Origin of the sequence: Catenovulum agarivorans DS-2, from assembly GCF_000568405.1 — a bacterium.
GTDB lineage: Bacteria > Pseudomonadota > Gammaproteobacteria > Enterobacterales > Alteromonadaceae > Catenovulum > Catenovulum agarivorans_A.
In genome coordinates this window covers 114,991-138,708 of sequence record NZ_ARZY01000001.1, presented here as the reverse complement: position 1 = coordinate 138,708, position 23,718 = coordinate 114,991, and the positions used below count along the sequence as shown (strand labels likewise).

Genomic DNA, 23,718 nt, shown 5'->3' with positions numbered 1-23,718 from the left:
TAGTTGTACTAACCAATAAAAATAGATTAGCCTTAAGCAAGGAGCTCGGGGGTTATAGCATGACCAAAAGACAACGAATAGCAATCTTGTTCGCAGTTTTTTTGACTATGCTTGGTTGTACTAGTTTACCAGCCAATGCCAAGTTAAAAGACATTTCACTGCAACTACGCTGGAAGCATCAATTTCAGTTTGCTGGATATTATATTGCTAAAGAAAAAGGCTTATACGAGCAATTTGGTCTCGACGTAAGAATTATTCCGTACAGCTCAAATAGCCCTGCGCCCGTGGATGCTATTTTAAATAACCAAGCTGATTTTGCGATTAGCAGCTCAGCAGTCGCCATTCATCGAATGCAATCTAAGCCTATCGTTGCATTAGCTGCGCTGATGCAATCGTCGCCACTGATTTGGCTTACATTGAAAAAGAATGGATTTTCCACACCGCAAGATATCGTAAATGAGCCTCTGCCGATTTTACCCCAACCAGAAAGTGCTGAGTTACTGACGATATTTAGCAAAGAAGGCTTTAATATCGACGCGTTAAATTTAGTAACGGCACACGCCAGCGTCGATGATTTGATTGTAGGCAATGTGGCCGCATTAAATGCCTACCAATCAAATGAGCCCTATCAAATACAACAAGCTGGTTATGAGTACAATGTAATCAAACCCAAAGACTATGGGGTAAACTTTTATAGTGATGTACTGATTACCCATGAACATTTTGCACACGCGAACCCAAGAGTGGTTGAAAGATTTAGAGATGCTTCACTCAAAGGTTGGCAATATGCTCTGAACCACATAGACGAATCCGTTAAAATTATTCACGAAAAATATGCAACCGATAAAAGCTTGCAGCATTTACAGTTTGAAGCTCAGCAACTAAAAAAGCTTATCATGCCCGAACTGGTACAACTTGGGCATATGAACCCAGACAGATGGAAAACAATTGCCAACGACTATATCCAACTGAATATGGCTGGATACAATCCAGATATCAGCGAAATTGATAACTTAATTTACCGCAAACCAATAGAAAATACCCGAATACTCATTCATACAATTATCATTTCGTTATTTATTATTTTAGTGCTATCAATATTAGCTTGGCGCTTCTTTTATTTATCAGCTTCACTCAAACGCGAAATAAGCAGACGTGAGTATGCCGAAAAGAAACTCATCAAAGCCAACAACGAGTTAAAAGCTCAAGCTCTAACTGACCCGCTAACTAAAATATATAATCGCCGCGCATTTTTTGAAAAAGGTGACGCGATACTAAAGCTTTCGATGCGAAAACAACTAGATTGCGCCGTGATCATGCTTGATATCGACTACTTCAAAAAAATAAATGACACTTATGGGCATGACGCAGGCGATGCTGCGTTAATTCAAATCACTCAGCGCATTAGCCAATCTATCGTCAGAAGCCATGATATATTGGCTAGAGTTGGCGGCGAAGAGTTCGCAATTTTGATGGTGGACTGCCATATAGATGATGCATCAGCTGTCGCGCAACGGATTTTAGACATCATCACCGCAGAAAAAATCTTTCTACCGAATGGTTCGTCAATTGATTTGACCGTAAGCTTGGGTATCAGTGAAGTTGAATTAGATTTGAGTCAAGCACTTACGCATGCAGACATTGCACTCTATCAGGCAAAAAACCAAGGTCGGAATTGTTATTGCCTATTCGATTCAGAACAGGCGACAACACAACATGATTCAATTTCAGCTTAAGTTTCTACTTCAGCCTCATTGAGCACTTGTTCGATTGGGATAAAACTGGCTAATTCAGCGGGCTTTTGAATGCCAAAACCTTGCGCATAATCAACACCAATTTCGCGTAACGCTTCTAGGATAGAATCATCTTCTACATACTCTGCTATGGTTTTCATACCCATAACTGCGCTGATTTGATGAATAGAACGGACAATTTCACGATCTCTGACATTCTCAGTCATTTGTTTTACAAAACCACCATCGATTTTTACGTACTCAGCCGGCAAGTTTTGTAGGTAACTGTAAGACGAGAACCCCTTTCCGAAGTCATCTAAAGCAAACGTAAAGCCATGAGCTTGCAGTTTAGTTATCAGCTCACGACCGACTACTAAATTGGCAACAGCAGCTGTTTCTGTCACTTCAAAACAGATGGTCTCTGGTGGAAAACCAATCTTTTCGTGTAAATCGATAATATAAGAAAACAACTTCTCATCGTTAAGTGATTCACCTGACAAATTAACCGACAAAGTTACTTTTTGCCAAAGTTGTGGCCGAGAAGAAATCCATCGAAAAACTCGTTTAATCACCCAGCGGTCAATCTTAGGTGTTAATCTAAAGCGTTCGGCAGCAGGCAAAAACATATTAGGTGATAACAAAATGCCATCTTTGTCCTGCATCCTTAGCAATATTTCTATATGTTCACGTTCGCTTTTACCACAAGTTGGATTAATCCGTTGAAAGAACAATACAAATTTGTCGTTCACCAACGCATCGTTAATTCGTGCAGCCCAGCGCGGCGCTTGATGATGGTTATTCAATTTTTCGTTATTCACATCAAACACACGTAGGTTGTTCATGCCGATATTTTTTGCCATATAACAAGCGGCATCAGCTTCACGCCTTGCTTCGGCTGCATTATGTGTATCAGACGTTATTTGCGTTATCCCGAAACTCGCCCCGATAGAATGAATTTTTCCGCCCCAAATAAAGCGGTATTCTTTAATTTGCGAGAGTATTTTTTCAAATATGGTTAGACCATGTTCCAAATGAGCATCAAATAAAATAATGCCATATTCGTCACCGCCAATCCGCGCACATACGTCGGTTTTGCGTAAGTATGAACGAAAGATACTACCTACTTCATATAGCAGTTGATCACCTGCAGCATGGCCAGCACTATCGTTAATCAACTTAAATCTATCCAAATCAATCAAACACAGCACATGTGAGCGTTGCTCCATTTTTGCGTTATGTACAGATTCATTCAGCATTTCTTCGAATTTGTGTCGATTTAACAGTTTAGTCACAACATCATAGCTAGCTTGAAAGTTAAGCTTTTTACGTAGGCGCTCGCTTTGCGTCATATCACGCAACACCATAACAGTTCCAACCAATTCCTTCGCAGGGTTGCGTAAGGTCGTGATGTGCTTTTCTATATATAAAACTTCAAGCTCGCGATTAATCCTATGCATACAGCGTTCACTAGCACCATCAATTTGCTCGGCATTTTTCACCAAATCTCTTAACGCGTGACGCAGGCGTTTAGAATCTTCAGGCTCAACAAAAGGTAAAACATCCGCAATATGTTTACCCACAATATCAGTTTCAGCTGCTTTTATAATCTTAAAGGTTGTTGAGTTGCAGTAAGTGACAATGCCATTTAAGTCCGTAGTGATAACGGCATCGCCGATAGAGTTTAATGTCACTTTGTTAAACTCTTTGGCAGCAAATAGCTCTTCTAACATGCCATTAATCGACCCTGCTAGCTCACCCACCCCTTCAACTTGATAACTACCAACTTGTTGAGTTGATTCATCATTCGCTTTGATGTTTGAAACTTCAGCGGTCAAGCGGTTAAGGCTTTGACGTGATTTTTTATAATGTGTTAGATAAATATAAAAGCTCATTAATGCTGAAAGCAAACATATCAAGCCTGCCAACCAAACAACGGGCTGAGCGTAAAATGAAAAGGGTGCAACAGCAACTGGAATCGCCCATTTTGCTTGCGGGTTAATTAAATCCGCGGTGACGTACGCATTGGTATGAACGCCTATTTGAAACGGTTCAACAGTCACGTCAGCACCTTGATGCGGTAACAGGTATCCTTGGATAAAAGCTTGTTCGTTTTGATAACTCATTGCAACAATCGCGATTTGCTGCTTGGCTAGTTGTACAATACCGACTTTATCAGTGTTGTAACGGTCAACAACTTGAATCAATTTTCTCTCTAACTGTTGAGAATCGAACTGTGCGGGCATGCTTGTAGGTGAAATCGCACACTTAGTGCGCTCAGGCTGGCTAAAACACAAGGTGAAATCAGCTTCTAAATGGGCAGGGTTGTAGCTTGTGACTTGCTGGCGCAAAAACAGACCATGTTGATACTGAGTATCAACCAGTAATTTATCGAACACTTGTTGAACATATTTGGCCTGACTATGGACGATTTGTAAACGATAGGAATTCTGCCACTTATCAAGTGCGTGAAGTGACGCCAGCCCAAGCAGAATAAAGAAAATCACCCCACCGATGGCGGCAAAGATTATGTGTCTTTGCAATGCTTTCATCATCAGCTACCAAAAATTGTTCAATATTATAAGAATTATACAGCTCCATTACCGCTTTTTACCGACTATTAGTCAAGCATTTTTTTCATTAATACTCAGTACAAGCCAACAAAGTAATCAATTTTCTATCCATAATTTTGCAATATTGACCCATGTAAGCTATGTCGCACATAAAAACTGACGGGGGTTAAAATCGCTCTACAGCGTCAAGGCAATATTTATTTTATTAAATGTGTGGAATTCGCTATAGTTAGCGCAATTTCTCGACCTTACAAAAGTTTTGAACGTTCAAACCATGGAAAAAATAGATTTAGATAAAATTAGAGTTGATATAACCAACTTAGACGAACAGCTATTGTCTTTATTGGCACAACGCCGAGCATTGAGTATTCAGGTTGTAAAAAGTAAAGTTCAAGATCAAAAACCGGTCCGAGACAGCTATCGCGAAACTCTGTTGTTACAAAATTTGTCAAACAAAGGCAAAAAGCTCGGTTTGAAAAGCGACTATATCCATAGTGTCTACCGCACCATTATTGAAGATTCGGTTGAATTGCAACAAGACTATTTAATGCAATTAAACAACCCGAATCTAAAAAGTGCCGACTATAAAGTTGCTTATTTGGGTAGCAAAGGGTCATATAGCCATTCTGCGGTTGAAAAATATTTAACAGGTTTAAACGGCGGTTTAATCGACGTTGGTTGCAAAAGTTTCGACGACATTTTCGCTGCGGTTGAAGATAAAGACGCGGATGTTGGTGTATTACCAATAGAAAATACTTCATCTGGCAGTATCAATGAAGTATACGATTTACTCCAAACCACACGACTTAAAATAATCGACGAACTATATATCCCAGTAAAACATAACTTACTTGTTGCCTGTGAGAGCGACTTGTCAAAAATTACCACCATATATGGCCATCATCAACCTGTTGCACAATGCAGTGACTTTTTAAACGAGTTAAACGATGTCGAAATTGTGGTAACAGACAGCACTTCAACTGCCTTATCTGAAGTCAAAAAAATAAACGACCCTAGTGTTGCAGTGCTGGGTAGCGCTGAAGCTGGCAAACATTATGGTTTACAATCGATCCGAGCGGACGTTGCAAACCAAAAAGACAATCAAACGCGCTTTATTGTGGTTGCGCGAGAGCCAGTCACAGTGCCTATGACCTGTGCGGCTAAAACATCGTTAATCTTATCAGTTGGCCAGCGCCCCGGCGCTTTGGTAGACGCTTTGATGATATTTAAGCAGTTTAACATCAGCATGTGTAAAATTGAGTCACGGCCAATTAAAGGACGCCCTTGGGAAGAAATGTTTTATATTGACGTAACCGAAAATCTTCAGTCTGAAAACATGCAATCAGCCATTCGCGAGTTAAAACCAAGCGTGTCTGATTATACTGAATTAGGCTGTTACGTTAACCGTAGTAGCCATACCGAGGAATCGTAATACGCGATTAGAACAGGCGGAGTGATTATGTCAAAACCAATACAATTGATTTTTGCGCTACTAATCCTTTTACCCGCTTGTTCTGAACCGCCTAGCGAACATGCGCCCATTATCCGCTCGATTGCTTGGCAAAAGGTAACCCTTGAACCCATTCAACAAGTTAGAAATTTGCCCGGTAATATAGTACCAGCAGAAACCGCACCTTTAAGTTTTCAAGTTGGCGGTAAAGTACAAGCTATTCAAGTCAGATTAGGCGACCAAGTTCAAGCTGGTCAACTATTAGCTCAGTTAGATACCAGCAATTATCAATTGGCTTTACAAGCAGCACAAGGTGAAGTAAAAAAAGCACAAGCTCACTATTCTGAGCGCCAAGCTGAGTATTTGCGCTTTCAACAATTGCTGGAGCAGCAGCTTGTATCTAAATCACAGTTTGACAATGCTAAATCTCAGGCTCAGACAGCCCGGTCGTCTTTAGAAGTGGCCACCACACAGGCTAAAATAGCACAAAAAAATCTTGCAGATACTCAATTGTTGGCACCGTACAAAGGACAAATAAGCAAACAATATGTCGAACCCTCTCAGCAAGTGGCCAGTGGTCAAACTATTTTTGAGATAGAGGGCCAGCACGGTTTTGAAATTGAGGTGTTTGTTCCAGAAACTATGATCCGCTATATAGATGTTGGACAAACCTTTACAGTAACCAGCCAAGTGGCTAAAGACCGAGCGCTTAATGCCAGTGTCATAGAGATAGCCAGCCGAGCGGAAAACGCCAATTCATTTAAAGTGATTTTGCAATTTAACCAAACACATCCAAATTTACGTGCTGGCATGTCAGTTGAAGTGGAGTTTGTCTATCTTTCATCAGAACGCAACAATGTAACAGGCAATGCTGTTCGAGTGCCTGTATCAGCAGTTTTAGCTGGAGCTAACCAAGAAAACTTTGTGTTTGTATTTAACGCGCAAAATAATAGGTTGGAAAAGCGCGCAGTTTTAACCGAAAACGTGATTGAAAATAAAATTTTGATAACCCAAGGGTTGTCTGCAGGTGAAATCATTGCAACGGCTGGCGTGCATTTCTTACACGATGATCAACAAGTCACTTTGTTACAAAATCAAATTAATATCTTCAACTAAACCATAGGGTAAGTTATGAATATTGGCAGCTTGTCATTAAAATATCAAAAACCTATCCTAATGCTGTTGGTGCTAATGACCCTGTATGGTTTAGTGAGCTATTTTTCACTGCCTGCCCGCGAGGATCCAGAAATCACCATTCGCGAAGCGATTGTGGCCACGCAATTTCCTGGCATGTCCCCTACTCGGGTTGAAGCATTAATTAGCAAAAAGCTCGAAGAATCCATTCGAACCATATCTGAAGTTGAACGTATACGCTCAACTTCGACAACCGGCTTGTCGATTATACACGTTGAAATTGCTGACAAATACTTTCAACTAGACGATATCTGGCAAGATTTACGCAATAAAGTCAGCGAAACGCAAGCACGTTTGCCACAAGGTAGTCATCCATCGGTCGTCAATGATGATTTTGGCGATGTCGCTATTTTAACCTTAGCCTTGACCGCTGACGGTTTCTCTATGGCGCAACAGCAGCAGATGGCTGAGCATATTCGTGATTCACTCTATCGGGTCAATGGCACAAAGAATATTGAAATACTCGGGATCCAACCACAGCGCATATATATCCAAGCCACCAATGCAAAGCTTGCGCAATTTGGCGTATCCCCCGATCATATAGCTAGACAACTGCAAGCGCAGAATATTATTCAGCCAGGTGGCAGCATTGATACCGGCTTGCGCACAATTACAATAGAACCAAGCGGCAATTTTGACTCAGTTGAGGCGTTAAAAAACACCTTAATTAGCATACCCAAGCTACAGCAACCTGTGGTTTTACAAGATATTGCCGAAGTCAAACTTGACTATATCGACCCTCCACATCACAAAGTTTATCACAATGGCCAACCGGCTTTGGTATTTGCCATATCCATGCTGTCTGGATTTAACGTCTTAGAATACTCTCCTCGCTTGGAAGCTGCGATAGACGATATTCAACAAACTTTACCCATTGGCTACGAGCTTTCAATTGTCACCCGCCAAGCTGAACAAGTAGAACAAACCGTCTATGGCGTATCAGCTAACGTGCTACAAACACTCGCAATTGTTTTGGTGGTTGTGATGCTGTTTTTGGGCATGCGCACTGGCTTAATTGTCGGCAGTATCGTGCCAATAGTGATGTTAATAACCCTAGCTGTCATGAGTTTTATTGGCATTAACTTAGAACGAATGAGCTTAGCAACCCTGATTATTGCGCTTGGCCTATTGGTTGATAATGGCATTGTGATAGCTGAAGATTTTAAACGCCGTTTAGAGCAAGGCCAATCAAGGCGTGAAGCTTTGTCGCAATCTCCGACAGGTTTGGCGATTCCACTGTTAAGCTCTTCCGTCAGTACCATATTATTTTTCCTTCCTTTGATGTTAGCTCAGCATGCTGCAGGTGAATACACCCGCTCAATCTCACTGGTTATCCTTATCAGTCTGATGGCAAGTTGGTTGCTCGCTATCGTAATCACGCCACTGCTGTGTTATCACTTTCTAAAAGTAGACAATACCGATACAACCAAAGGATTGGCATTTTACCAAAATGCTTTACAAAAGAGTTTCCAATATAAAAAATCAGTGATCATGCTGGTGTTGTTAATGTTTGCACTTGCGATTGTTGCAATGTCTGGGGTTAAAAAACAGTTTTTTCCCGATTCCGACCGAGCACAAGTGCTGGTTTATTTAGAACTAGAACCCAGTGCCAGCTCAAAAGCAACAGATACTGTATTGCAACATGTATTTACTTGGTTGCAGCAAAATAAAACCGAATTAAATTATACCACCCATGCTGCTTACGTGGGTTTTGGTGGGCCACGATTTGTCCTGTCACTAACCCCCAATGATCCCGCTCCAAATAAAGCCTTTATGGTTATAAACTATGATTCGGCTGAAGAGCTTGATACAGCTATCGAAAAACTCAGAACAGGCTTTGCGCAACATTTCCCTTGGGTGAGCGCTAGGGTCACCAAAATGTTTTTAGGTCCATCAGATTCGTCAGAAATTAAAATTCAGGTGAAAGGCCCAGATGAAGCGGTTATTTACGATACCGCCCAGCAGATCAAAGCTTATTTATCTGGTATAGACGGCACCATTGACATTAGAGATGATTGGCAAGGCAGAATCACTGCGATAAAAGTAAAAATAGACCAACATAAAGCCCGTCAAGCTGGGGTCACTTCAACTGACGTTGCCGAACGACTACAAGGCTATTTTGATGGCGTGGTTTTAAGCGAGTACCGCGAGCAAGATACTATTATTCCTATCGTCTATCGAGCAACACATAATGAGCGACATACTTTAGACAGGCTTAGAACAGCAAGCGTATACGCGAGCAACCAACAACAATATGTCCCGTTATTACAAATTGCCGAATTTGAACCTATGGTCCACTTTGCGAGCATTCAAAAAGAAGATTTGTTTAAAACGATATCAATCGAAGCTCGGCATCTTACGCATACAGCTGAAGACCTCAAACAACATGTAAATGAAAAACTCAATCAACTAAAACAAACGCTCCCTTTGAACCATACTATTGAGTACGATGGTGTCATTAAAGAGTCTGCTGAAGCACAAAAATCGCTAGCAGCCAATATGCCAATTGTACTTGCTGTCGTTGTTTTGTTACTAGTGCTCCAATTCAACTCATTTCGTCGACCATTGATCATTATCCTGACCATTCCGCTATCTTTTATTGGCGCAGTTATCGGCCTAATCATAATGCAAGCGCCTTTTGGTTTTATGGTATCGTTAGGCCTATATAGCCTTGCGGGAATTATTATTAACAACGCGATTGTTTTAATTGATAAAATCGACCAGCTTAGAACGAATGACACATCTTTAGAAAGCGCCATAATCAAGGCTTGTAGCAGCAGAGTTCGACCCATATTAATGACAACAGTCACGACTATCCTCGGGTTAATGCCACTGATATTGACTAAAGACCCTCTATTTTATGGTTTAGCTTGCGTGCTTGCATTTGGTTTAGCAATTGGCACGCTACTAACCTTAGGTGTGGTGCCAATTTTGTATAAAATTTTGTTTAGCGCTCAATTGACCAACCAGAAGTAACAATGGAAAAATTTATTTACAAACCGCCTCACGGCTTGCCGACAATTCTCTTTCAAGATAAAGATATCTTAGTGATTAACAAACCAAGTGGTTTATTGTCTAACCCTGGGCGTGCTATTGAAACACATGACTGTGCGTTAAGCCGACTACAAATAAAGTTTCCGACGGTTATATTAGTGCATAGGTTAGATTGCGAAACATCTGGTATTATGGTGTTTGCTTTAAATAAACCAGCGGAAAGTCATTTAAAAAAACAGTTTGAAGCCCGCACAACTGCTAAAACATATCTAGCTGAAGTTATTGGTCACCCATCACAGGATTCAGGTTGCCTCGATTGGCCTCTTACGGCAGATAAATCGAATATTCCAAAACAAATGGTTGCTGAATCAGGTAAAGTTGCCGTCACTAACTTTGAAGTCTTAATTCACAAACAGCAGTCGAGCATTGTAGCACTCAAACCCGAAACAGGCCGAACTCATCAACTTAGAGTACATATGCATCACTGGGGCCATACAATATTGGGTGACAATTTCTATGCGCCAGCTAGCATCAAAAATATGGCGCCTAGGCTAAGATTGCATGCTTATCGATTAGGCTTTACCCATCCATATAGCAACAAATATATAGAATTTAGCACCCCAGCCGACTTTTAGCGGGGTGCGGCAAATTTATTCAACTTCTAAGCAAATTTTGCGCATCAATGAGGTTGCCAAGTTATTGTCATAATAAGCTGCTTCATTGACAAATGCAGTATAGAGCGTTTCATCACCGTCCAAGCTAACCGTTCCACCATCAAATAACTGGAAAATAGGCTCACCCGGCTTAACAGGCTTAAAGTCACCATCTTGAATATTTTTGTGAACCATGCCAATGCGTTCACCATCAGCATCTAACGGTAGTTTTAAGCTTTTAACAAATCTAAACGCTTCAATACTGCTAGGTAATTTAGGCAAAGCATCCGTATTAAACAATTCTACAAAATCAAGAATATGCTGAGTTAATTGCTCACTTTGCTCAAAAACATCGTGACGTAACACAGATTGCGGCACAGGCCCAACTTCAACAATCACGCCATATTTACCAACTGTGCATAGCAGGTGATGTTCTTCATTCTTTTTATGATCTTCATCGCAAAACACCACAACCTCTGGCATTTTCGATTTTACGTAGGCAGCTAACCTTGAATAAAAAGGCCCTTTTTGTGGCATTAACAAGGTTGGCCCCATATTACTGGTAGTAGTGTGAAGGTCGATAACCAAATCCGTTTTCGACTTGCCTTTAGGGCCAAGAATTTGATTAATACTTTTAGCGCGCAAAGCTTCGTAATGCGATAGTTCTGGGTTCTCTAAATCTTTGCTCGCAAACTGTCGATTTAAATCCCTATCTACGTAACGACGATTAATCTCGTATGCTTTTGGGTTTCCTTGCAGTAATTTAGTGCTAAAGCTGGCTCGCGATATTTGCTCAAATGCTTTCTGCCATTTTTTCATCAAGTACACACCTGTAATTTCATTGCCATGTGTACCACAAACAACAGCGACATTTTTAATCGACATACAAAGACACCTTTCAATTCAATCAAGTTATAGTTTTTCAAATTGCCGTGCTAATCGCATGCTCAGAATAGACGACAAGTTAAATCTAGCAGAATAAATGATAGTTTTTTAATTACGAATAGGAATAAGTTAGCAGAATTAGCACAGCACTGAAACAAACTTGTTGTTTTAAGCATTCATACACCTTGGTACAGAATTTGAATAACCTATACCAAGACACAAATAATGCCAACACTGCCAGTTTTTTGGCGCTAAATAGCCATTTATGAGGTGATATATGATCAATACAATCAATTCGAACCCGTTTTCTACAACCACTAAACTACAGCCGAATGACACTGCCAAAGATGTTCAATCGCAGCAAAATACCAGCACCACAAATATAAATTCCAAACAAGCAGAACAATTGGTTGGTTCACTGCTGTCCGCTTCTCCTGAACAACTATTGGCATCGGTTTCAGCCAGTAAAATGAACGTTGCTCACGCGTTGTCCTTGGTAGATTAGTCCAGCTATGCTAATGTTCTGCTATTGCATGTAGATATCTGTGTGTTATGCAGCCAAAAAAAACAAAAATAGACCAAGCAATTCAGAACATTATTGAGCAGTTAATCAAGTATTATCAAAAAGCCAATTTTGATAAAAATTACCACGCATTAACAGAGCAACTACCGACACAGAAAAAGTTCTTGATCAAACAAGAGCTTGCACGTTTATTTAAGCCATTCGATCGCAGTATCGATATGTCTCGAGACTCCTCTTACCCTGTCAAAGAATTCACGTGGCAAGGAAAACGCTTTTATTTAGATGAAATTGGCAGAAGGATTTTTCTACTCGAAGTTGAAAAATTTAACAACCAATATACCGAAGGTGTATACGAAAGAGTCACTGATGAAAAGATCTACGCCAAATTCGAAAAGCAATTTGCCTTCGAACAAAAAATAAAAGAGTTTGAGGTTGAAATTTCTGAACTCGGGCGCACAACTCGGCGGTTAGAAGAAAGGTTACACTGCGCCAAACCCATCACCATACACAGACAAAATGGGCAAACGCTAGAGTCGATAACATCAAATATATCTCGAAGTGGCTGCTTGCTTAGGGTCAAACCGTTCGCGGCTTTGTTGCAAGACGAAATATTCAATATCGACTTTTCGTCAATGACCGCACAGTTTAAATTTAATGGCGAACCCAAAGCGACCTACCAGGTTAAATTTTTGGCGAATACACCCGACAAAGATGGTAGCCAAAGAGTCGGCGTGCAGTTATGTGATAACAATTACGAATGGACACAATTCTTAGACAAATATGTACTAGAAAACCGCGCTCAATATAAAGTAGATATTAGCAATGCAAAAAACTTGGCGGAAACGAGACTACTTGAAGCGCACTTGCTTAATAGTAGTAACTGGATGTGCATTTTTGCTCGTACCGACCAGCAACAACTTAAACAACTCAAGTACGTATTAACCAATCCTAAAACCGAACAACTATACAAGTATTTTGTCGATGAACACAAACTAAACCGTCTAAACGGGGTACTGGTACGTTTGTGGCCGCATTTAAAAGCACCTTCAGAAGCAGTTGCCATAGTCAGGTTTGAACAACAAGGTAAGATTCAATTTTTAGCCGCCACATTAAACAAACTTATCGCCGAAAAACAACTTGCCAGCTTTGTCGCATTCGCCCGGCAAAAAGGTGTGCTGCGACTCTTTATGCTGCGAAAGTATCAAATCAGCCAAGAGGAGAAAGACGACATTAAGTTTAGCTGGTTTGATAACAAACAAGAGGCAGACAAAGCATTAGCTCCACTTAGCGACGTCAATCAATTAATCAGTTTGTACCCGCTCAACCAGCAGGAATCTGCCCTAGAATTAGATAAAAGCTACAAACTTATCGGTGAAAAAGTTAAAGCTTTAAGTCAATATTTAGCGCCAAGTATAAAAAATCATAGTATTGGTCACTTTAATGTACAGCCTAAAGATGCTCGAAGTGAGAGCCGTTATTTCTATAAAACCTTAGTGAAGCTTAAACAAATTGATAGCAAAACTAGTTTCGAAGGTGTGTTAATCGACCTATCGCAAAACGGTTTAAGCGTGACAATAAACAATGCGGCGGAACATTTTGAAGTATCACAAATCGTTTCCTTGACCATTGCCAAATTTGAACAATTTGGTGAAAGAAATGCCATTCACAACGCTTTTTATCAGGTTGTGGGTATAAATCCCAAAGCGAACAGTTTGCATTTGCGCGTATTCGAAGATGGTAATGCGGATAATATTCGCCAGTTTATGGCTCTACTAATCAAAACCAATCGAACATTACTTTCGATTAACGACACTTATGATAAGTTTGTTATTTTGCAAAAAGCGTTATGTATCGCTTTTATGACTTTTTATCCTGCAATAGCTTTTGGTTTAACCACGCCAGCTAAAAAAGCATTTCATGTTGCTAGGCTTCTGACAGCAAATTATCAAACGACTGAGCTCGTAAGCTTGTCGGATCTGCAGTCTCCTATTCACCAACAACATATTTCGGTGTTTCAGCTCATATATGATGAAAAACGTAACCCACCGTTTCTGCGCTCGATCAGCCGTTTTTTGAAAAACCAAGAAGCAATTGAAGATGAGGTTGCATTTAACTATATTTCGGGTCGAACGGACATTCGCAAACAAGCACGAGCAGGCGCGAACCCTAGGCTTCAGAATCAATTTATCCGTAAAGCCTTAAGTCATGATGAGCTGAAGGTATTTGCGCTAAACATCCAGCCAAGTGCAAATAACTTGATCAATGAAATTAACCAAGAGCTTAGCTATATTGCCCGATATAACAAACATCAAGCAGATAAAATTAAGCAGCTTGCCAATCAGATAAACGCGATAATTGAAGTGGTCGATACCTCTTGTTTTTGGCATGCCGTGGGCAAGATAGATATCAACAAATTTTAATCAAAGTTATATCTAACTTTCTAAGGGTAAATTCAAACTACACCAACGACGATAACCACCGTCTAGGTTAATAACGTTCTTATAGCCCATTTTGCTTAAGCTATCTGCCGCCAATGCGGAGCGATAGCCTCCCCCACAGTACAAAACCAACTTAAGGTCCTTGTTTGGGTATAAAGTTTCAATATCTCGCTCAATCACGCCGCGGCCAAGATAAACAGCATTCGGAAGGTGATCCTTTTGCCATTCATCTTGTTCTCGCACATCAACCAACAGCAGCTGTTGGTTGCTTGCAACCATTTGTAAATAAGTTTCGATATCTATTTCTTTGATTCGGCTACGCGCATCATTCACTAAAGCCAAAAATTCAGGACTATGTGACATAACTAGCTAGACTAGATAGCGTCTTCGTTTTCTTCACCTGTGCGAATGCGAATAACGCGTTCAACGTCAGTAACGAAAATCTTACCATCACCAATTTTGCCACTTTGGGCAACTTTAACGATTGTATCCAAACAACGTTCAACTTGATCATCACTCAATACAATATCTAAACGCACTTTAGGTAAAAAATCGACGTTGTACTCAGCGCCACGGTATAGCTCAGTGTGGCCTTTCTGACGGCCAAAACCTTTAACCTCTGTAACAGTCATACCTGTAATGCCAATCTCAGCTAAAGCTTCACGTACATCATCAAGCTTAAAAGGTTTAATGATAGCTTCTACTTTTTTCATAATTATATCCCCTAATTTTAGTGCTCTCTGCCAAAGCCAGATGTAATTGGATATCGTCTGTCTTTGCCAAAATTGCGTTGTGTAACTTTTGGACCTATGGCTGATTGTCGGCGTTTATATTCATTTATATCCACTAGTCTAACAACCTTCCTAACTACAGCCTCCTCGTAACCTAAAGATACGATATCTGCTATAGATAAGTCATTTTCAACATATGCTTCTAGTATTGCATCTAAATCATCATATGGAGGTAAACTGTCTTGGTCAACCTGATCCGGGGCTAATTCAGCCGAAGGTGGTCGGGTAATCACCCGTTCGGGTATGACCTTTCCTAAAGTATTGCGGTAATTTGCCAATTTGTACACCATTGTTTTAGGTACATCTTTAATAACAGCAAAACCACCCGCCATATCTCCATATAAAGTGCAATAACCAACCGCCATTTCAGATTTATTACCTGTGGTTAAAACGATGCGACCTTTTTTGTTCGACAACGCCATTAGTATCACACCGCGACTACGCGCTTGTAGATTTTCTTCAGTGGTGTCTTTAGCGCTTCCAGCAAACATCGGCTCTAGTGCTTGCATAAATCCATCAAACATAGGTTCAATGGAGACGATATCAAACTCTATACCCATTGCCTGCGCTTGCGCTTTTGCATCTTCGACACTCATTTGTGCTGTATACTTAAATGGCATCATCACAGCTTGAACTCTTTCAGGCCCCAATGCATCGACAGCAACCGCCAAGGTTAAAGCTGAGTCTATACCACCAGATAATCCTAACACCGCACCTTTAAAGCCATTTTTATTGACATAGTCTCGTGTTGCGAGCACAAGAGCTTGATATATTTCAGCTTCTTCACTATCTGCGACAGATTCGATGCGTGATGGCGCAAAATCATTTGCATAATTGAGTGTTAGATAGTCTTCTTGGCACTGTCGTAACCGACAGACTAATTCACCTTCACGATTAACCGCAAAAGACCCGCCATCAAACACAAGTTCGTCTTGTCCACAAACTTGGTTGACATACACAATCGACACAGCATGATTTAACGCCCGCTTCTTTACTAATGATTCGCGCTCTAACTGCTTTTCTAAATTAAACGGTGATGCGTTTAATGAAACGATTAAATCGACATTCTTCGCGTCATAATGAGCGATAGGTGCATCATCCCAAAGATCTTCACATATCAACAGGCCAATCTTTTTACCTTGATAATTGAAAGTTGTTGCGTTTGCACCTGCGGTAAAATAGCGCATTTCGTCAAACACCCCATAATTGGGCAAAGCTTGCTTATAGTATCGTGCAAGCAACTGGCCATCACTATAAACGCTTGCTGCATTATAGGTGAATCCATTTTCTTGATGTGGATGCCCCACTACAATGGCCTTGTGATGACTTGCTTGAGCAATAAGCTGCAACGCAGAATTGAGTCGCTTATACAAATCAGGGCGAAGTAATAAATCTTCTGGCGGATAACCTGTTAATGCGAGCTCAGGAAATACAAGAATTGAATCTTTCGGTGCTTTTTCAATATCGGCTAAAATTTGTTGGCAGTTTTTTTGAATCGCGCCAACGGTAAAGTTGCTTTGTGCAATGACTAATTGCATAGAATTCCAACGAGTCTAAAAAATTTCAATAGCGCAATAATATACTGATTGACGTACAAAATATACGCCAAAACAACATTTGATCAGCTGGTAATTGAGCTTTTTAACTGAGCTGCGAGTTATAAGCTTTAATTTATTTACAGATCAGGGCTAAATTGGTTCAAGTCCGCTTCATAATGATAGCCTATGCGTGCCATTTTATCTTCAAGGGTAAATTCATCAACGTCCATCATCATTGCTAAGCTGTGCAGATCTTTGCACTCATGCCGCAGTTGATCATTAACAATACCCAACAATATGTTTGGATCCATATTGGTTGCTTTATGTAAATCCATCTTGGCCTCCGAAGCTCAAGTTAAGTTGTCAAAAATGCTAAACCGCATTTTTAACCATAGTTCAATTTAACCCGAGTTCAACTTTTAAAAATATTTTGAAGCAAAACAATTTGAGGCTTTGTAAACTTTAATTAACGTTATCATTCAATCTTTATCGGTTTATTGGCATAATAGCCAGTTCAATCACAAGGTAGAAAACTATGGCGCAAAATATTACTTGGCAAGCAAAAAAGCCAGCTCAATCTGTTGAAGATATAAAATCATCTCCTCACTCATTAGAAGCAGAACAATCGGTCGTAGGTGGTTTATTATTAGACAATGAAGCTTGGGACCGTGTTGCTGAACGAGTTGTTGCTCAAGATTTTTATCACCATGCCAACAAAAGTATTTTTGAGCATATGGCTAAATTGGTTGAACAACATCAACCAATAGATTTAATCACACTATCAGAGTCGTTAGAACAAGCAAAACTGTTAGAAGAAGTTGGCGGTTTTGCCTATTTAGCTGAAATCGCTGACAATACTCCAAGTGCAGCCAATATTACCGCATATGCTGATATTGTGCGCGAGCGAGCGGTTATTCGCGAAATGATAGCAGTCGCAAATGAAATTGCCGAAGCAGGTTACGATCCACAAGGACGCAGTAGCAGCGAATTACTTGATTTAGCTGAAAGCCGTGTGTTTAAAATCGCCGAGGCTCGCGCCAATGCCAATGAAGGGCCTAAACAGTTAAAAGACGTACTCGCCTCGACCATCACACGTATTGAAGATGCAATGAAAAATGGTGCCGATGGCGTAACCGGCGTAACAACTGGGTTTAACGACTTAAACGATATGACGTCGGGCCTACAACCTTCTGATTTGGTCATAGTAGCGGCTCGTCCATCTATGGGTAAAACAACATTTGCGATGAATCTATGTGAAAATGCTGCGATGTCGTTTGACAAAGCTGTGTTGGTTTTCAGCCTTGAGATGCCTAGCGAACAAATTATGATGAGGATGTTAGCCTCACTCAGTCGAGTTAATCAAACCAGTATTCGTACTGGTAAATTAGAAGATGAAGATTGGGCACGTATTTCATCCACCATGGCGCTGCTTGCTGAAAAAAATAACATTTACATTGATGATTCTTCGGGTTTAACACCGACAGAAGTGCGCTCGCGTGCACGTCGAGTTGCGCGCGATCACAAAGGGGGTATTGGGCTGATTATGGTAGATTACTTGCAGTTAATGCAAGTGCCAGGGCTGTCGGAAAATCGTACGCTCGAAATAGCCGAAATATCGCGTTCACTTAAAGCGCTCGCAAAAGAACTTGAAGTACCCGTTGTCGCACTTTCTCAGCTAAACAGGAGCTTAGAACAACGTGCTGACAAAAGACCTGTAAACTCAGATTTACGTGAATCGGGCTCTATTGAGCAGGATGCTGACTTAATCATGTTTATTTATCGTGATGAGGTATATTACCCAGAGTCGGAGCGAAAGGGTATTGCAGAAATTATTATCGGTAAACAACGTAATGGTCCAATTGGCCATGTAGATGTTGCCTTTTTAGGTCAGTTTTCTCGATTTGATAACTTGGCTCGTACTGATTATCAAGGTTATTAACCGCAAAATTGGCAAAGGGGCATCTTGCCCCTCCATTGCCTCCAAATCCCTCGTCAACTAATCGTAAGCTGCGTCAATCATAACCGACGACAACAAACCATATACATCAACCCAAGCTTGTTTGACTTCTTCAGTGAATGCATCCCCCAAACCTTGTTCTAAGGTCCAGATCAATGCAGCACCAACAACAGCATAATGCTCTTTCTTCACGCCATAATCAATGTGACGTTTGGCCAAATCTTGCGCTACAGGCACTAATGCGTCTAAATTTGTTAAACTTGCGACCGCTGTCCCAATCATTTGCATCAACTTAGCACCTTGCTCGGTTAAATCCGCTTTAAATAACGGTCGGACCTCTGGAGCAATTTCAAATAAGCGCGCGTAAAACAGCGCAGCGGCTTTATCCGCAATTGGCGCGACTTGGGCAAACGTATTTTGTACTAACTCTATTGATCTATCATTCATAGTTTTTTCCTCATTGGCTTTGACTCACCATGTATTTAACGGCCAATTCAACTTGGTGGTCGGTCAAATCTTCATTTCCACCACGTGGTGGCATTAAACCTGTTTCTCCTGAAAATCCATTCTTGGCATGCTCAAATAAAACAGGTAATCCTTTTTCAATTCGCTTGGCCCACATTTTTTTGTTACCAATAGGTGGTGAGCCAGCCAACCCCTGTGCATGGCAAACAGCACAGGTACCTTCCCAAATTGCTTTGCCTTGTTCCAATGCAACTTGCTCAGGAGATTCAGAGCAAGCGGATAACAATATGGCAACCACAGCAATAGATGGATAAGCACTTATTTTCATATACTTACTCCTATACTCAGCAAAAGTGAGCTTGAAATACTTAACCCAGTGGGACGCGAATAACCACACCACCCATTACATCACCAACCTTAAAGTCTGTTTTTGGTGAATCTTTGTGATCGTTATGACATGAAGCACAAACTGGTGCGACCGCTACATCCGGATAAATAGCAGTAAAATAGTTTTTACCACCAAGCGTTTCTTCCTTATAAAAATTCTTGCCTGGGTTATCCACTATAAACTGTAAGCCTTCCTTCTCAACCGCTGTAACGGGCGCATTCTGGCTATTTATTGGCCAAAGAGACTGCAATGAATAAGTAAATTCATCTGTCTTTTCTGCAACTGTTTCAGCGCCAAAACGGAACATCTGTGCTGGCAATGGCAGCGCTTTATCATCCATAAAGTGCTCTGAAGCTTTAATCACTTTTTCTTCCTTAGTTAATCGACCGACAACCTTTTTGGTATAAACAGCTCGGTCTGAATCCATAACTAAGTGCAATGCATCAGTAAATTGTTGTGGTGAAATACCTGCTTCTTTATCACCGCCACAAGCAGTTAAAATTGCAATGCTTGATGCAGCTAGGGTCATTTTTAAGGTGTTTTTCATAGTGGTTTCCTCGTTGGCTTGGTTAATTTATTTCAGTCTTTCTAACGCCATATCTATGCTTTCAATATGCACAGATGGTGCGTGTAAAAAGTTATTTTTAATCAAATCTTTATCTGCTAGTGCATCAATTGAAAAAGCTAAACCATGGCAATTCATACACACAGTGCGGAGCATTTTTTCGTTTGGACGTAGGTTATGATTTACGTTATGCATAACTTGATGTTGTTTACCCTGCTCTACAACTGGCATGTGGCATGTCGCACAACTAACGCCTTCACCTTTATTTATTTCGCCTGCCAGCTCCTGTTGCCAAAGCTGCCCATGTGGACTTTGCTCAAAAGCCAAACTATGTTCGTCAGCATGACAACTTAAACACGATTCACTGGCCGCTTTTTCAACATTCAATTCATGTGGACCATGGCAAGTAGAACAGGTCATCTCTGCAGCTAAGCTAGAGGGTTGAAATGCTAACCGTCCCTGGGCTGGCGTCATTGGCGAAAGCGTTTGGGTTAATTTATCTGACAAACGCATACCATGATGACTCTGGGTAAAATTCTCCCACTCTTGTTGGTGGCAGTTTTGACATAGTTGAATTTTAGGTTGTTGCTGCCATATTCCGTCGGCAGATTGATGACAATCGTTGCATGCGATGCCAACAGTTGCGTGCGTGCTGGCTTGCCAATGCTGATAGACCTCGCCAGGGGCCTGTTCAACAAGCTCAATATCCGCTACTGTTAATGCTTTAGTGTTTGGATTATTCGCTAAATATTGTGTAACCGCTTCGCGTAACGGTCGTTTTGCCGACATAAACACGTCCGCTTCGTTAGCATGTTTGACTAAAAAGTTTTCATACAAGGCTTTATTGTCGTGATAATTGTGGCAGCCGGCACTTGCACAAGTATCAAACTCCATACCTTCATGGCTGGGACGCTCAGCAGCAACGTCTTGATGGCAATGCCAGCAAAAATCGTCCGCTAAGGTCACCCCCATCGCACGCGTTTGTTCATTTTGGTGCTCTAAGTGGCAAGTTACACATTCTGTTGCATCTAGCACGGCCAGACGGTCAGCATTTCGGGGATCTGTAAATTTAGCTTTTGGGTGGGAGTCTTCAGCGCTAGCCAGTTCTTGTCCGTGACATCCAACACAAGCATCTTGAATTACTTCACCACCACCAAATGGCGACGTGTGACAAGTGGCACAAGCTAATTCAATTTGATGATGTCCATGGGTTGCTTCGCCAATCAGAAAGCTCGACTTATCTTGCGACCAGACAAGTTCAAACAGCAAGTACGCTGCTAACGCTAAACTAGAAACAATCCAAATTATCCAAGAAATCGTCTTCAAAATACTTACCCACTAAAAATAATAAACAGAGACAATATGAAAACTTAACAACACTGGCAGCGGCCACACCGCAAGAATATGCCCCCACAAGCTCGCCTTCCTCAGCATTTTTGCTTGCGAGATTGATAACTTGTGCTCCAATGAAATAACACTTGCCAACACAATGCCCAAAATGGCCGTCGCAACAAAACTAATCATCAATGCTTGATTTAAGTTAACCCCAAAGCTCAATCCGCTATGCAGTAACAACGCAAACAAGGCAACAATTGCCAGTGATGAATGAACAACCCGCCAAGTTGGAAAACTTAACCAAGTGAATTGTTTTACCCGCTTTCTCAGCGATACAATCGCAAGCAAAATAGACAAAGCCAGCAAGGTGAAACCAGAAATTTGTTTGTAAAGAGGGTCAGTCCACAAGACCTCAAACGAAAAGGTTTGCACTGAATCAGCAACTGCTATAGCTGGCATCAGCAACAATAAAAACGACAAAATAAGTGAAACAACAGAAGTATTTAGCAGAGCTTGCCAATATTCAGAGGCTTGGGTAGTTTGACTACCACAAAGCTCAGCAATAAGTGGTTTACATGAGCCACAAACCGTACCTGCGCCCGTTTCGGAAATTACCTGAGCTTGCGTGCAACTTGTTCGAGCATTTACACAATTGACAATGGTTGACTTAGGCACTGCCATACATTGGCAAACTAATGCTTCATTTGGCCAATCAAGCACACCTGAATCAGCATCACTGAATAATTCACCAGATTGTCGAAACTTCCATAAATGCCAAGGCCATATTGATCGACCTGCGACCACATGTTCCTGCACCCTTCGAGCTTCCGACCATGCACCTATCGCCTGAGCACCAATAATTTTGCCACTTTCAATAATTACTTTTCGATATAGATTGCCTTGTTGGAAAACCCACTCGTCAGCTCTAGGGCGGCGCGGTTTTTCCACTTCCCCGATTGAAAATACTTGTTCACCTACCACTTTTAATTCGGTGGCTGTTGTGCTTCCTAAATAAGCGGCTGCTTGCCCAGATAAAAATGCAGCCAATACCGCAGCTTGCTCAAAGCCAGGCGCGACCAAGCCATAAGTAGTATTTTGATATTCAGCACATTCACCTATTGCATAAATATGTTTTTGATTTGTCCTTAAGTGATGGTCGACTTTAATCGCGCGACCAACGTGAATGCCTGATTTAAACGCCAGCTCTTTGTTAGGAACTATGCCCGCGGCAAATACCACAGTGTCACACGCAATAATTCGCCCATCTTGCAGTTTAATTGCTTCAACACGTTGTTCGCCGAGAAGCTCAATAACCCCTTCCCCGCACTCAACATTAATGTTCATTTGCTCGACACTTTGCTGCAACATTAAACCTGCAACGTCATCCAACTGGTTATTCATTAAATGCCCTGCACGCTGAACAACCGTGATTTGCGTGTGAAATTTTCGAAGCGCTTTTGCAGTTTCCAAGCCAAGTAACCCACCCCCCAATACACAAACATGGCGAGCTCGAACGGTTCGAGCGAGCAAAGCTTGCACATCATTCATATCTCGAAAAGAATACACACCAGACAACTGGCGGCCTGAAATGTTAGGAATATAGGGACGAGAGCCTACAGCCATAATTAATTCACTGTAACTATGCTGCTCGCCATTTGCGTCTAATACAGTTTGATTTGCAGGATCAATTAAATCTATTGGGCAATTAAGATAAGTGCGAACGTTTTTATCTTGAGTGATTTTTTGCCATTCAATGCTCTTCAATTCATCCCAATTTGCATCCTTAGCCAGCAATGAAGACAACTTAACTCTGTTGTATGGCGTCCATGGTTCATTACCAAATAACTTAATTTCGACAGAAGGCTGGTGCTTGCGCAATTCAGCGACAAATCTTAAGCCAACAGGTCCTGTGCCAATTACAATTATAGGTTCACTCATATCGTCTAGCCCCAAACTCAAAGTCGATAAAATTTGTGCATAAAAAAACCCGCTATTGACTGACGCTTACACATCAGTCAATAGCGGGCTGCAATGCCGAACAAATTATTTAATCAAACACACTAAAGCAAAAAGCCAACCAACTTTTTAATAGCCTTAAATTACAGTTAGTTACAAAAAACTAGGCAAAGAATGAGCATAAAAAAATCAGAAGATGCATTATTTTGGTATTACTTTTACCACAAATAGTGCAATTTAGTGATCCACTTAAGCGCAATATGCTTGGGGGACAAATAGGGAG

General features: G+C 41.0%; 19 protein-coding genes. 8 read left to right on the top strand and 11 right to left on the bottom strand.

The window, feature by feature from the left end:
* The first annotated feature begins 59 nt into the window (after window positions 1-59).
* Window positions 60-1,736, top strand: a complete 1,677-nt coding sequence (locus tag DS2_RS00620) for a GGDEF domain-containing protein (protein ID WP_035012641.1) — start codon at window positions 60-62, stop codon at window positions 1,734-1,736.
* On the opposite strand, the gene DS2_RS00615 is transcribed toward DS2_RS00620, so the two are convergent.
* Window positions 1,733-4,285, bottom strand: coding sequence for an EAL domain-containing protein (locus DS2_RS00615; protein ID WP_081754138.1), 2,553 nt, complete (start codon window positions 4,283-4,285; stop codon window positions 1,733-1,735). The genes DS2_RS00620 and DS2_RS00615 overlap by 4 nt on opposite strands.
* Before the next feature lie 292 nt (window positions 4,286-4,577).
* Between DS2_RS00615 and pheA the strand changes: the two genes are divergently transcribed.
* Genes pheA through DS2_RS00595 form a run of 4 tightly spaced genes read left to right on the top strand, consistent with a single transcriptional unit; the run spans window position 4,578 to window position 10,576 of the window.
* Window positions 4,578-5,735: a prephenate dehydratase gene (pheA, locus tag DS2_RS00610; RefSeq protein ID WP_035012640.1), complete on the top strand. Its 1,158-nt coding sequence runs from the start codon at window positions 4,578-4,580 to the stop codon at window positions 5,733-5,735.
* Between the two features lie 27 nt (window positions 5,736-5,762).
* A complete protein-coding gene (locus tag DS2_RS00605) occupies window positions 5,763-6,869 on the top strand; it encodes an efflux RND transporter periplasmic adaptor subunit (RefSeq protein WP_035012639.1) in 1,107 nt (368 codons plus the stop codon).
* Between the two features lie 15 nt (window positions 6,870-6,884).
* Window positions 6,885-9,923, top strand: a complete 3,039-nt coding sequence (locus DS2_RS00600) for an efflux RND transporter permease subunit (RefSeq protein ID WP_035012638.1) — start codon at window positions 6,885-6,887, stop codon at window positions 9,921-9,923.
* A 2-nt stretch (window positions 9,924-9,925) separates the two neighbouring features.
* Window positions 9,926-10,576, top strand: a complete 651-nt coding sequence (locus tag DS2_RS00595; protein WP_035012637.1) for an RluA family pseudouridine synthase — start codon at window positions 9,926-9,928, stop codon at window positions 10,574-10,576.
* A 15-nt stretch (window positions 10,577-10,591) separates the two neighbouring features.
* Here DS2_RS00595 and DS2_RS00590 read toward each other — a convergent pair whose 3' ends face one another.
* On the bottom strand, window positions 10,592-11,479 hold the full coding sequence (locus DS2_RS00590; protein ID WP_035012636.1) for an aspartoacylase: 888 nt from the start codon (window positions 11,477-11,479) through the stop codon (window positions 10,592-10,594).
* Between the two features lie 277 nt (window positions 11,480-11,756).
* On the opposite strand from DS2_RS00590, the gene DS2_RS00585 reads away from it, so the two are divergent.
* The gene (locus tag DS2_RS00585; RefSeq protein WP_035012635.1) at window positions 11,757-11,984 is read left to right on the top strand and encodes a hypothetical protein; all 228 of its coding nucleotides are present in this window, start codon (window positions 11,757-11,759) and stop codon (window positions 11,982-11,984) included.
* 47 nt (window positions 11,985-12,031) lie between these two features.
* Window positions 12,032-14,422, top strand: a complete 2,391-nt coding sequence (locus tag DS2_RS00580) for a PilZ domain-containing protein (protein WP_035012634.1) — start codon at window positions 12,032-12,034, stop codon at window positions 14,420-14,422.
* Window positions 14,423-14,434: 12 nt separating this feature from the next.
* Here the strand turns inward: DS2_RS00580 and DS2_RS00575 are convergent, their stop codons facing one another.
* From DS2_RS00575 to DS2_RS00560, 4 genes are all read right to left on the bottom strand, one after another.
* Window positions 14,435-14,803: a rhodanese-like domain-containing protein gene (locus tag DS2_RS00575; RefSeq protein WP_035012633.1), complete on the bottom strand. Its 369-nt coding sequence runs from the start codon at window positions 14,801-14,803 to the stop codon at window positions 14,435-14,437.
* Window positions 14,804-14,814: 11 nt separating this feature from the next.
* Window positions 14,815-15,153, bottom strand: a complete 339-nt coding sequence (gene glnB, locus DS2_RS00570; protein ID WP_035012632.1) for a nitrogen regulatory protein P-II — start codon at window positions 15,151-15,153, stop codon at window positions 14,815-14,817.
* 17 nt (window positions 15,154-15,170) lie between these two features.
* Window positions 15,171-16,769: an NAD+ synthase gene (locus tag DS2_RS00565; protein ID WP_035012631.1), complete on the bottom strand. Its 1,599-nt coding sequence runs from the start codon at window positions 16,767-16,769 to the stop codon at window positions 15,171-15,173.
* A 137-nt stretch (window positions 16,770-16,906) separates the two neighbouring features.
* Window positions 16,907-17,104 (bottom strand): DUF4250 domain-containing protein, encoded by a 198-nt coding sequence (locus tag DS2_RS00560; protein WP_035012630.1) that lies wholly within the window; start codon window positions 17,102-17,104, stop codon window positions 16,907-16,909.
* 200 nt (window positions 17,105-17,304) lie between these two features.
* Between DS2_RS00560 and dnaB the strand changes: the two genes are divergently transcribed.
* Window positions 17,305-18,708, top strand: a complete 1,404-nt coding sequence (gene dnaB / locus DS2_RS00555) for a replicative DNA helicase (RefSeq protein WP_035012629.1) — start codon at window positions 17,305-17,307, stop codon at window positions 18,706-18,708.
* A gap of 57 nt (window positions 18,709-18,765) precedes the next feature.
* Here the strand turns inward: dnaB and DS2_RS00550 are convergent, their stop codons facing one another.
* Genes DS2_RS00550 through DS2_RS19535 form a run of 5 tightly spaced genes read right to left on the bottom strand, consistent with a single transcriptional unit; the run spans window position 18,766 to window position 23,417 of the window.
* A complete protein-coding gene (locus tag DS2_RS00550; RefSeq protein WP_035012627.1) occupies window positions 18,766-19,173 on the bottom strand; it encodes a globin family protein in 408 nt (135 codons plus the stop codon).
* A 10-nt stretch (window positions 19,174-19,183) separates the two neighbouring features.
* Window positions 19,184-19,519: a c-type cytochrome gene (locus tag DS2_RS00545; protein WP_035012625.1), complete on the bottom strand. Its 336-nt coding sequence runs from the start codon at window positions 19,517-19,519 to the stop codon at window positions 19,184-19,186.
* Between the two features lie 40 nt (window positions 19,520-19,559).
* A complete protein-coding gene (locus DS2_RS00540; RefSeq protein ID WP_035012624.1) occupies window positions 19,560-20,126 on the bottom strand; it encodes a Tll0287-like domain-containing protein in 567 nt (188 codons plus the stop codon).
* Window positions 20,127-20,153: 27 nt separating this feature from the next.
* Window positions 20,154-21,470 (bottom strand): ammonia-forming cytochrome c nitrite reductase subunit c552, encoded by a 1,317-nt coding sequence (locus tag DS2_RS00535; RefSeq protein ID WP_035012623.1) that lies wholly within the window; start codon window positions 21,468-21,470, stop codon window positions 20,154-20,156.
* 12 nt (window positions 21,471-21,482) lie between these two features.
* A complete protein-coding gene (locus tag DS2_RS19535; RefSeq protein ID WP_051479483.1) occupies window positions 21,483-23,417 on the bottom strand; it encodes an FAD-dependent oxidoreductase in 1,935 nt (644 codons plus the stop codon).
* Window positions 23,418-23,718 lie beyond the last annotated feature (301 nt).